At 66.8% G+C, this 10,998-nt stretch carries 12 protein-coding genes; 9 read left to right on the forward strand and 3 right to left on the reverse strand.

All coding sequences use genetic code 11. From position 1 onward, the window contains the following. Window positions 1–29: 29 nt before the first annotated feature. From ACMX2H_RS01075 to ACMX2H_RS01085, 3 genes are all read left to right on the forward strand, one after another. A complete protein-coding gene (locus ACMX2H_RS01075; protein WP_414958553.1) occupies window positions 30–1,460 on the forward strand; it encodes an MFS transporter in 1,431 nt (476 codons plus the stop codon). Further along, window positions 1,457–3,244: a DEAD/DEAH box helicase gene (locus ACMX2H_RS01080; protein WP_136787604.1), complete on the forward strand. Its 1,788-nt coding sequence runs from the start codon at window positions 1,457–1,459 to the stop codon at window positions 3,242–3,244. Before ACMX2H_RS01075 ends, ACMX2H_RS01080 begins: the two co-directional genes overlap by 4 nt. A 367-nt stretch (window positions 3,245–3,611) precedes the next feature. Then, window positions 3,612–3,881 (forward strand): GIY-YIG nuclease family protein, encoded by a 270-nt coding sequence (locus ACMX2H_RS01085; protein WP_414958554.1) that lies wholly within the window; start codon window positions 3,612–3,614, stop codon window positions 3,879–3,881. A 456-nt stretch (window positions 3,882–4,337) separates the two neighbouring features. Here ACMX2H_RS01085 and ACMX2H_RS01090 read toward each other — a convergent pair whose 3' ends face one another. Next, entirely contained in the window at window positions 4,338–4,955 is a 618-nt protein-coding gene (locus ACMX2H_RS01090) for an isochorismatase family protein (protein WP_414958555.1), read from the reverse strand. Continuing rightward, complete coding sequence (locus ACMX2H_RS01095) at window positions 4,952–6,283, reverse strand: nicotinate phosphoribosyltransferase (RefSeq protein WP_414958556.1); 1,332 nt, start codon at window positions 6,281–6,283, stop codon at window positions 4,952–4,954. The genes ACMX2H_RS01090 and ACMX2H_RS01095 overlap by 4 nt, the downstream gene beginning before the upstream one ends. An 87-nt stretch (window positions 6,284–6,370) precedes the next feature. On the opposite strand from ACMX2H_RS01095, the gene clpS reads away from it, so the two are divergent. The 6 genes from clpS (at window position 6,371) to rdgB (ending at window position 10,609) form a co-directional block, all read left to right on the forward strand. Continuing rightward, on the forward strand, window positions 6,371–6,703 hold the full coding sequence (clpS, locus tag ACMX2H_RS01100; RefSeq protein WP_414958557.1) for an ATP-dependent Clp protease adapter ClpS: 333 nt from the start codon (window positions 6,371–6,373) through the stop codon (window positions 6,701–6,703). After that, complete coding sequence (locus ACMX2H_RS01105; protein WP_136787608.1) at window positions 6,704–7,279, forward strand: DUF2017 domain-containing protein; 576 nt, start codon at window positions 6,704–6,706, stop codon at window positions 7,277–7,279. A gap of 144 nt (window positions 7,280–7,423) precedes the next feature. Next, a complete protein-coding gene (gene murI, locus ACMX2H_RS01110; RefSeq protein WP_414958558.1) occupies window positions 7,424–8,380 on the forward strand; it encodes a glutamate racemase in 957 nt (318 codons plus the stop codon). Further along, window positions 8,377–9,171, forward strand: coding sequence for an MBL fold metallo-hydrolase (locus tag ACMX2H_RS01115; RefSeq protein WP_414958559.1), 795 nt, complete (start codon window positions 8,377–8,379; stop codon window positions 9,169–9,171). Before murI ends, ACMX2H_RS01115 begins: the two co-directional genes overlap by 4 nt. Window positions 9,172–9,207: 36 nt before the next feature. Next, window positions 9,208–9,996 carry a ribonuclease PH gene (gene rph / locus ACMX2H_RS01120; RefSeq protein WP_136787611.1) on the forward strand — a complete coding sequence of 263 codons (789 nt, stop codon included), beginning with the start codon at window positions 9,208–9,210 and terminating at the stop codon, window positions 9,994–9,996. Then, entirely contained in the window at window positions 9,989–10,609 is a 621-nt protein-coding gene (rdgB, locus tag ACMX2H_RS01125; RefSeq protein WP_414958560.1) for an RdgB/HAM1 family non-canonical purine NTP pyrophosphatase, read from the forward strand. The genes rph and rdgB overlap by 8 nt, the downstream gene beginning before the upstream one ends. A gap of 167 nt (window positions 10,610–10,776) precedes the next feature. Here rdgB and ACMX2H_RS01130 read toward each other — a convergent pair. Next, the coding region (locus ACMX2H_RS01130; RefSeq protein WP_414958561.1) for a hypothetical protein at window positions 10,777–10,998 on the reverse strand (222 nt) is incomplete at its 5' end.

Here is a 10,998-nt window from a genome sequence, read left to right on the forward strand (position 1 = left end):
CTGCAAAGAAAGCTAGCTCTGGTTCCTTGATGACCGAATCCACTGCCGTCCGCGCGCCCGGCGCCATGTCGGCTGCCTACCGGCCGCTGACGCTGGGTCTGCTGGCAGTGATTACGCTGGCGGCCTTCGAGGCGGTGGCAGTGGCGACGGCGATGCCCGTGGTGGCGGCCGACCTGGAAGGAAAGTCCGCCTACGGGCTGGCCTTCTCCATGTTCCTGACGGCCTCGCTGCTGGCCAGTGTGGTGGCCGGTGTCTGGTGCGACGCCAAGGGTCCGCGGCCGGCCCTTGGCGCGGGGCTGGTGCTGATGGTGGCCGGCCTGGTGCTGTCCGGGGTGGCCGGGGAGTTCTGGATTTTCACCGCCGGCCGGGCCGTGGCCGGACTGGGCGGCGGCTTCGCCATCGTGGCCGTCTACGTGATCATCGGGCAGGTCTATCCGCAGCGGATGCAGCCGGTGGTGTTCGGCTGGCTGGCCGCAGCCTGGGTGGTTCCCTCGTTGGTGGGGCCGCTGGCCGCCGGTGTGGTTGCGGAGTACATTTCCTGGCGACTGGTGTTCTACGGCGTGGCACCCATCTTCCTGCTGGCCGTCCTGGTGATCTGGCCGCGGACGCGCAGCGTGGGTGCACCGGAAAACCCGACGATGGACCGACGCGCCGGACGCCTGCAGGCGGTGCGCGGCCTGATGCTGGCGGGCGGCGTGTTCCTGGCCCAGTGGGCACTGTTTGAAGCGGTCGCGGGAGGGACCGCCTGGCAGTTGGTCCTGTTATATGTGCTGGCCGCCGGGGGAGTGCTGCTGGCGCTGGTGGCGCTGCCCAAGCTCATGCCGGCCGGGACCATGCGGCTGCGCCGTGGATTGCCCAGCGTGATCGCCACCCGGGGACTGATCAACCTGGCGTTCTTTGGCGCCGAAGCTTTCATTCCGCTGATGCTGGTGGCGGCGCACGGGATCTCGCCGGCCACCGCGGGCCTGGCCCTGACGGCCGGCGCGGTGGGCTGGAGCATCGGCTCCTGGGTGCAGGCACGGGTGCAGACCGCACGGCACCTGATGCTGGTGGCCGGCGCCGGTATCCTGACCGTCTGCATGGGGCTGATGGCGCTGGTGTCGGCGCCGTCGGTGCCGCTGTGGACGCTGATTCTGGTCTGGGCGCTGGCCGGGTTCTCCATGGGAGTGGCGTTGTCCACCACCTCGGTGCTGGTGCTGAAGATGTCCGCTCCCGAAGAGCGCGGACGCAACTCGGCGTCACTGCAGCTGGCCGACCAGCTGGGCGGCGTCGTGGGAACCGCGGGTGCGGGTGCGCTGTTTTCGCTGCTGCGCGATCCGGACAACCCCGGCGCGATCGGCGTCTATGTAGTGATGTGGCTGGTGCTGGCCGCGGTGGCTGCCGGCGGAATCGCCACCGGGTGGCGCAGCGCGGACCAGACGGAAGACAGACAGGAACAACGGGAGGAGGCCACCGAATGAGCAATGACACACTATTTGGCGCGGGACCGGTGCTGCCGCCGGCATACCCGGAGCGGGCCGCGTGGGGAACGGCGCCCAAGCTGCGCCAGTGGCAGGCCGAGGCCCTGCAAAAGTACTTCGAGATGGCGCCGCAGGACTTCCTCGCCGTGGCTACGCCCGGCGCCGGCAAGACCACCTTCGCGCTGCGCGTGGCTACCGAACTGGTCGATCGCGGCCTCGTCAACCGAATCACCATCGTGGCCCCGACCGACCACCTCAAGCGGCAGTGGGCGGACGCTGCCGCCCGGGTAGGCCTCTCCATCGACCCGAACTTCAAGAACTCCGACGGTTCGCACGGCCGCGACTTCATCGGTGTCGCCGTCACCTATGCGCAGGTGGCGATGAAACCGCTGCTGCACCGGGCCAAGACCGAAGCCGCGAAAACACTGGTGATCCTGGACGAAATCCACCACGGCGGCGACGCGCTCAGCTGGGGCGACGGCATCCGCGAGGCCTTTGAGCCGGCCGTCCGGCGGCTGGCGCTGACCGGTACCCCGTTCCGCTCCGACACCGCGGCCATTCCCTTCGTGGAGTACGCCGAGGACAAGGACGGCATCCGCCGCTCGCGGGCCGATTACACCTACGGCTACGGCAGCGCGCTGCGCGACCACGTGGTGCGCCCGGTGATGTTCATGGCCTACTCCGGCGAAATGCGGTGGCGGACCAGTTCGGGGGACGAGTACGCAGCGTCGCTCGGCGAAGCAGCAGTGACCAAGGACATCACGGCGCAGGCATGGCGGACGGCGTTGAACCCGCAAGGCCAGTGGATTCCGGCGGTGCTCGCCGCCGCCGACAAGCGGCTCACCGAGGTCCGCCGGGCCGTCCCCGACGCCGGCGGGCTGGTGATCGCCACCGACCACGACGACGCACGTGCCTACGCCGGCCAGCTGAAGAAGATTACCGGCGAATCCGCCACGATCATCCTCTCCGACGACGCCGGTGCCTCCGAGAAGATTGAGTCGTTCTCCGCCGGCGACAGCCGCTGGATGGTCGCCGTGCGGATGGTCTCCGAAGGCGTGGACGTCCCGCGGCTTTCGGTGGGTGTCTACGCCACCTCCACGGCAACGCCGCTGTTCTTCGCGCAGGCCGTGGGCCGTTTCGTGCGCGCGCGGAAGCGCGGCGAAACGGCGTCGGTCTTCCTGCCGTCGGTGCCGAACCTCATGGAACTCGCCAACCAGATGGAACTGGAACGCGACCACGCGCTGGACCGTCCGGACAAGGACAACGACGAAGGCTTCATTCCCGAAGAAGCGCTGATGGAGCAGGCCAACCGGGAGGACAAGGCCTCAGACGAGCTGACCAAGCAGAAGTTCGAGGCGCTGGACTCCCAGGCCTCCTTCGACCGCGTGCTGTTCGACGGCGCAGAGTTCGGCACCGGCGGAGAGATCGGCAGTGAAGATGAACTGGACTTCCTGGGCATCCCCGGCCTGCTGGATGCCGAGCAGGTGGGCGTGCTGCTGCGGCAGCGCCAGCAGGAGCAGCAGACCCGCAAGCGGCAGCGGGCCGGAGGAGCGGCCGCGGTTGAGCCTGCGCCGGCCGTGGTGGACCACCGCCAGCTGACCGAATTGCGCAACCAGCTGGCCAAGAACGTCTCAGCGTGGTCGGCCCGCTCCGGCATGCCGCACGGCGTGGTCCACTCCGAGCTGCGCCGCGTCTGCGGCGGTCCGGCCGTGGCCCAGGCCAACGAAGAGCAACTGAACAAGCGGCTGAAGAAACTCCAAGACTGGTTCATCGGCCGCAAATAACCCTCCCCGCCCCTCCGGTGATCGACCAAGGCCGCTTGCGGCCGCGTGGAGATCCTCCAACCCCCGGTGATCGACCAAGGCCGCTTGCGGCCGCGTGGAGATCCGCCCGCGTCAAGAACCGCGTCCGGAATTGCACGCGGCTTAGACACCTCGCTCGTTCCTCGCTCGGCGATGCGCCGCTTAGCAATTCCGACCGCGGTAACGCGGTGATCGATCAAAGGCTTGCACGACCGGTGATCGACCAAGGCCGCTTGCGGCCGCGTGGAGATCCGGCCGCGTGGAGATCCGTCCTCGCCCGTGCCCTGTGGAAACCGCCTGCCGACGCCGCAACTTTTTGGCACACTGGTCCTCCAAACAGGAGGCGGGCATGCCATACATGTACATCCTGCAGTGCGCGGACGGCAGCTTTTACGTTGGGAGCACGTGGGACCTGGAACGGCGGATCAGCGAGCACGGAGCCGGTGAAGGCGCTGCCTATACCGCCCGCCGCAGGCCTGTACGTCTTGTCTACTGCGAAGAATTCAGCCGGGTAGAAGACGCGTTTACACGTGAGAAGCAGGTTCAGAACTGGAGCCGTGCCAAACGGATTGCCCTGATTGAGGGCAGGGCGGACGACCTCAAGAGCGATATGAAATAAGCGGCGGGAGCGGACCTTTATGCCGGTTGATCTTCGGGGGCCTGGATCTCCACGCAGGCGCAAGCGCCTTTGGTCGATCACCGGGGAACCGAATGTCTAGTCGACCACCGGGGACGGGGCTTGGATCTCCACGCAGGCGCGAGCGCCTTTGGTCGATCACCGGGGAATCGAATGACTGGTCGATCACCGGGGACGGGGCTTGGATCTCCACGCAGGCGCGAGCGCCTTTGGTCGATCACCGGGGAATCGAATGACTGGTCGATCACTGGGGACGGGGCTTGGATCTCCACGCAGGCGCGAGCGCCTTTGGTCGATCACCGGGGAGACAGGCGCCGTTGGTCGATCACCGGGGCCGGAGGCCGGAATCGCTAAGCGGCGCATCGCCGAGCGAGGAACGAGCGAGGTGTCTAAGCCGCGTGCGATTCCGGCGCAGGCCCGCCAGATTCGGGAGGCCCGCTACTTGATGATGTCGATGCCGTTGTCGGTGAATTCGGCCAGCGTTCTTTCTACGCGTTCGGCGTTGATGCCGGCCGACAGCGTTAGGTCTACGGACGTGGCGTAACCGGCCTGCGCGGCATCCAGTGCAGTCTGGCGCACGCAGTAGTCGGTCGCCAGCCCGGCCACCACCACTTCATCCACCTCGTGTTCCTGCAGCCAGTCGTCCAGGCTGGGCATCTCGGTGTCTTCTTCTTCCTCGTCGCCGTCGCGCTCGCCGGTGGCGACTTCGTCAGCCGGTGCCAGCAGGCCGTCGAAGCCGGAATAGCCGGCGTCGTATTGGCCCTTGCGGAAGTAGGCGTCGATCCGGTCGGTGTCCAGGTCGGGGTGCAGGTCGGCCCCGCGCGTACCGGCCACGCAGTGCCGCGGCCAGCTGTCCACGAAGTCCGGCTCGTCGGCGAAGTGACTGCCCGGATCCACATGCCAGTCCTGGGTGGCCACCACGACGTCGTAATCATCCGGCCGGCTGTCCAAGTGCTCGCTGATGTCCGCGGCAGTCTTGGCGCCGCCGTCGACCGCCAAGGTGCCTCCTTCGCAGAAGTCGTTCTGGACGTCGACAATAATCAGTGCTCGGGTCATGACTGCTCCTCGAACTCGGTGGGAATGGCGGCCTCGCCGCGCTGCAACCGGTGGATCGCGCCGGGCAGTTCGGCCATGGAAGCGGCGTGGCGTTCAGCGGCGCGGCGGACGCCTTCGGCGCCGGTCCAGCCGTCCGCCAGCTTGCCGTTGGCGACAAATTGCTGCAGCAGCGGCCGGTCGTTGCCGTCGTCCAATGGCTGGCGGCCGATGCCGACCACCTCGGCCGTGGCGGCGCCCCTCTGGTTCAGTCGGCGCAGCGCATACTTGCGTCCGCCCACGGAAATCTTGTTTTTCGATGCCTTAGCCACCGAAACCTGTTCGCCGTCCGGGCCCTCGCGGCTGACCAGCTTATAGACCATGCTGGCGGTGGGCGCGCCGGACCCGGTGACCAGCGCGGTGCCGACCCCGTAGGAGTCCACCGGTGCCGAGGCCAGTGCGGCGATGGCGTATTCGTCCAGATCGGAGGTGACGGTGATGCGGGTGTGGTGGTTGCCCAGATCATCCAGGAGCTTGCGCACCCATTGTGCCTGGGCAATCAAATCGCCGGAATCCAGCCGCACCCCACCCAAGTCGGGACCCGCCAAGTCCACCGCCGTACGGACGGCGGTCTCGACGTCGTACGTGTCTGCCAGCAGGGTGGTCCCGACGCCCAGCGAAGCCAGCTGCGCTTCGAACGCCTTCTGCTCGCTGTCATGCAGCAGGGTGAAGGAATGGGCGGCCGTGCCCACCGTCTTGACGCCGTAGCGGTACCCGGCCTCCAAGTTTGAAGTGCTGGAGAAGCCGCCAATGACCGCGGCGCGGGCGGCAGCCACGGCCGATTCCTCGTGCGTGCGCCGGGATCCCATCTCGATGCACGGCCTGCCGCCGGCCGCCCCGGTCATCCGGGACGCTGCCGACGCGATGGCGCTGTCATGGTTCAGCACGGACAGGATGAACGTCTCCAGCACGCATGCTTCGGCGAAACTGGACTCCACAATCATGATCGGCGAGTAGGGGAAGTAGGCCTCGCCCTCGGCATAGCCGTAAATGTCGCCGGAAAAACGGAAATTAGCCAGCCAGTCGATGGTCTTCGCGTCCACCACGTCGGTGCGGGCCAGGAAGTCCAGTTGGTCTTCGGAGAAGGTGAAGTGTTCAATCCCTTCCAGGACCCGACCGGTGCCGGCCACCACTCCGTACCGCCGCCCCTCGGGCAGCCGGCGCGCGAAAGCCTCGAAGACGGAGCGCCGGTGGGCCGCGCCGGAATGCAGGGCGGCCTGCAGCATGGTCAGCTCGTAATGGTCGGTGTACAGGGAAGTGCTGGGGTGCTTCCAGCCGGCTGCAGTGTTCACATCCACGACTCTAATCCTGTGTTCGCCGTCTGAGTACTTCGGGGCTTCCGGCGGGCCCTGAAGCGGCGCCTGCCTACAATGGAAGCCATGACCGTGAGCATGCTTCCCTCCTGCACAACTGTGCTGGACGCGGATATCGAGACCTCCCGCCGCACGGAATCCTCCGAACTCACGGCCAAAGACGTCCCGTGGGTCGTCATCGTGTGGAACGATCCAGTCAACCTGATGAGCTACGTCAGCTATGTCTTTCAGAGCTACTTCGGCTACTCGGAGGCCAAGGCGCACAAACTGATGCTCGAAGTGCACCAGCTCGGCAAGTCCGTGGTGGCCACCGGCAGCCGCGAGCAAGCCGAGCGGGATACGGTGGCGATGCATTCGTTTGGCCTGTGGGCCACCTACCAGAAGGCGGACCAGGCGTAGATGGCCAAGGCATTCAAGCGCACCCGCAAGGGGATCACCGGGCACCTTGAGCCCGCCGAGCGGGAACTGATCGGAAAGCTGTTCGGCGACGTCATCTCCATGCTGGAGATAGACCGGAAGGACGAGGATCCGCTGGCGGCGATGGTAGGCCTGGACCTCGACGCCGCCAAGCCTCAGGATGCGGCGCTGCTGCGGCTACTGCCTGACGCAGTGGAGCACGACGACGGCGAGGCGCTGGAGTTCCGCAGGCTCACCGAACGCTCACTGCGCGAGGACAAGCTCGGGGCCCTGCGTGCCAGCGCGCTGCTGCTGGAACATACGCCGCTGCAACTGACCGACGAGCAGGCCCGGCTCTTTGCGCGCGCCACCAACGACGTCCGGCTGGTGCTGGCCGAGCGGCTGGACATCCGCACCGACGAGGACGCGCAGGCGCTGCATGAGATCGACGACTGGTCCCAGGCCGAGGACCTGGAGACCTATCTGGCGTTGGTCTATAACTTCATGACCTGGCTTCAGGAAACGCTTATGCAGGCTCTGCTGGACGGGTTGGAACGCCACTCCGGCCGCGAGGGCTGACCTCCGCGGCGCCACGAAGAGCGTAAGTTGGAAGCCGGCGGGGCTGTGAGATGGCTTACAGAAGCCGCCCAGAAGTTCGCCCAACCGGCCATCGAGGTCTTATCCTCTAGTGAATATGAGCCCGGAAAGGCAGTGACACGGAAGATGTTGATCCAACCCGCAGCTCCGATCGGCATTTTCGATTCCGGGGTGGGTGGGCTGACTGTTGCCCGGTCGGTCATCGACCAGCTGCCGAATGAGTCCATTCTGTACGTGGGGGACACGGCCAACGGCCCCTACGGTCCGCTGGCGATCGCCGAAGTGCGCGCTAATGCGCTGGGCGTGATGGATGAACTGGTCGACGCCGGCGTGAAGCTGCTGGTCATCGCCTGCAACTCTGCCTCCGCCGCGGTGCTGCGCGACGCCCGGGAGCGGTACACCGCCCGCTACGGCATTCCGGTGATCGAGGTAATCCAGCCCGCCGTCCGCCGCGCTGTCGCCTCCACCCGCAGCGGCCGGATCGGCGTGATCGGCACGTCGGCCACGGTCGGTTCCCGCGCCTACGAGGACACCTTCGCCGCCGCGCCGCATCTGGACGTGACCTCGGTGGCCTGCCCCCGGTTTGTGGAATACGTGGAAGCCGGCGTGACCGCTGGGCAGGAGCTGCTGTCCACCGCCGAGGAGTATCTGGAGCCGCTCAAGCGAGCAGACGTTGACACCCTGGTGCTGGGCTGCACCCACTATCCGCTGCTGACCGGCGTCATCTCCTACGTCATGGGCGACGGCGTCACGCTGGTGTCCAGCGCGGAAGAGACCGCCAAGGACGTCTACCGTGCACTGGTCTCGCACGATCTGCTGCGGCCGGAAGGAACACCAGGCCAGCACCACTTCGTGGCCACCGGCGATGCCGAGTCCTTTGAGGTGCTGGCGCGCCGGTTCCTGGGCCCGGAAGTGATCGCCGTGGAGCATGTGGACCACGTGGCCGCACAGTATCCAACCGGCAGCATGGCGAGGATTACTCCGGAAATGATTGCCGCTGCACGCGCCGGTGCCCCATCCGCACCCAGGATCTCGCCGTTTGCCGCCACGGCATCGGAGCCCCATCAGGGGGAGCGGGCATGAACCTGACCATCATCGGCTGCAGCGGCTCGTTCCCCGGCCCACAGTCACCGGCGTCGTGCTATTTAGTCAGTGCCTACGACGGCGAACGCACCTGGCGCATCCTGTTGGACTTGGGCAACGGAGCCTTGGGGACCGCGCAACGGTATATGGAGCTGGAGGATATCGACGCGATCTTCCTGAGCCACCTGCACCCGGACCACTGCATGGACCTGTGCGGACTCCATGTGGCGGTGCGCTGGAATCCCGACGGCTGGACCAAAAGCCGCATTCCGGTCTGGGGGCCGGCAGCCACCGCCGATCGGATGGCCACAGCCTACGGACTCGAGCTCGATCCCGGCATGACCGAGGAGTTCGACTTCCACCACTGGTCGGAACGGGAACCGGTGAAGCTGGGTCCGTTCAGCATCACTCCCTACCCGGTGCGCCATCCGGTGGATGAGGCGTACGCCATCCGGGTCGAGGCGACCGAACCCACCCCCGACGGGCCGGTGACGCGCGTACTGACCTACTCCGGTGACACCGACAGCTGTCCCGAACTGGTGGAAGCAGCCACCGGCGCGGACATGTTCCTCTGCGAGGCCGCCTTCCACGAAGGCCGTGACGACGCGGTCGACGGCGTGCACCTCACCGGGAAGCGCGCCGGCGCAACCGCCACCGAGGCGCAGGTCCGCCGGCTGCTGCTGACCCACCTGCCGGTCTGGAACGATTCGGTGCGGACCGTCAACGAGGCCCGCGAAACCTACCACGGTGATTTGGCCGTGGCGGTGGCCGGGGTCAGCTACGTCATCTGACCCGCGGCGGCCGTTGCGAGCCGATAGGCTGGTGCCATGACTGATGTTGACTCCAGCTCCGCCCTGCCCGCCGTCACCGCCCGAGCCGACGGTCGGACGCCGGAGCAGCTGCGCCCGATCAGCATCACCCGCGGCTGGTCCAACCAAGCCGAGGGCTCCGCGCTGATTGAATTCGGCAACACCCGCGTGCTGTGCACCGCATCGCTGACCGCGGGCGTGCCCCGCTGGCTCAAGGGCGAGGGACGTGGCTGGGTCACCGCCGAATATGCCATGCTTCCCCGGGCCACGAACACGCGTTCCGACCGCGAATCCGTCAAGGGCAAAATCGGCGGCCGCACGCACGAAATTTCCCGGCTGATCGGCCGCTCGCTGCGCTCGGTGATCGACACCAAGGCACTGGGGGAGAACACCATCGTGCTGGACTGCGACGTGTTGCAGGCCGACGGCGGCACCCGCACCGCGGCCATCACCGGTGCCTTCGTGGCTCTCGCCGATTCATTGCACTGGGCCAAAGAACAGAAACTCATTGCCCGTTCGGCTCGGCCCCTGACCGACACCGTGGCCGCCGTCAGCGTAGGAATTATCGACGGCGTGCCCATGCTGGACCTGCCGTATGTCGAAGACGTTCGCGCGGAAACCGACATGAACGTGGTGGTGACCGGATCCGGCCAGTTCGTGGAGGTCCAGGGCACCGCCGAAGGCGCCCCGTTCGACCGCGCAGAGCTCGACGCCCTGCTGGACCTGGCGCTCGCAGGCACGGCCCAGCTCTCCCAGATCCAGCGCGAGACGCTCTCGGAGACGCTTGGAGAAGTCATCCGTGGCTAACGGCGAACCGCGGCTGGTGCTGGCCACCCACAACCAAGGCAAGCTGCGCGAGCTGCGCGAACTGCTGCGCGGCCAAATTCCCGGACTCGAGGTGGACACGCAGGTGATCGACGCCGCTGCGGCCGGCGCGCCGGACGTCCCCGAAACCGGTCTCACCTTTGCCGAAAATTCCCTGTTGAAGGCGCACGCCGTAGCCGAAGCCACCGGCCTGGTGGCGGTGGCCGACGACTCCGGCTTGGCCGTGGACGTGCTGGGCGGTGCACCCGGTATCTTTTCCGCCCGCTGGGCTGGCAAACACGGCGACGACGAGGCCAACCTCCGGCTGCTGCTGGCCCAGCTGGCCGACATAGCCCCCGAGCATCGCGGTGCCGCATTCGTCTGTGCGGCAAGCGTTGTGTCGCCGCGGCTGGAAGCCGTCGAGGAAGGCCGCCTGGCCGGCGTCCTGCTGACCGAACCCCGCGGCTCCGGAGGTTTCGGTTACGACCCGATCCTGCAGCCGGCCGGCATGGACCGCAGCTGCGCGGAACTGCAGCCCGAGGAAAAGAACGCCATCAGCCACCGCGGCCAAGCGTTCCGCGCCCTGCTGCCGCACCTGGTGAAGGCGCTGAGCTAGGAAAAGCTGCATCCAGAGCGCGAAGCAAACTGGATACGCGCGCTTCCTGCACCGGACCGTTTCGGTTCCCAAGCAGTCGGTGACCGTGCCGCCGCCTGGTCTGCTCCGATGCACGTTGTATTATCTGGGCGCTGGCCGTCTGGGTCATGCAATGGGCTAAACCATCATCAGCGGGAATGACCGGCTCCCTCCGTTTCAGTAAGCTCGCCCGCATAAGCAAGCTGAACCGGTCGAGCAGGCTGGTCGACCGCAAGTATCGGAAAGCTCAGCGCTTCATCTATCGACGGCCAATCGCGGCCGTCGCCCAGACTGTTTGCAGTCAGCACGTACGTGAGCCAGAAGCATCCGGGCCGACCCATCAGGTTTTTGGAGTGGCTTTCGATTCCATT

Origin of the sequence: Arthrobacter sulfonylureivorans (assembly GCF_047607445.1) — a bacterium.
GTDB lineage: Bacteria > Actinomycetota > Actinomycetes > Actinomycetales > Micrococcaceae > Crystallibacter > Crystallibacter sulfonylureivorans_A.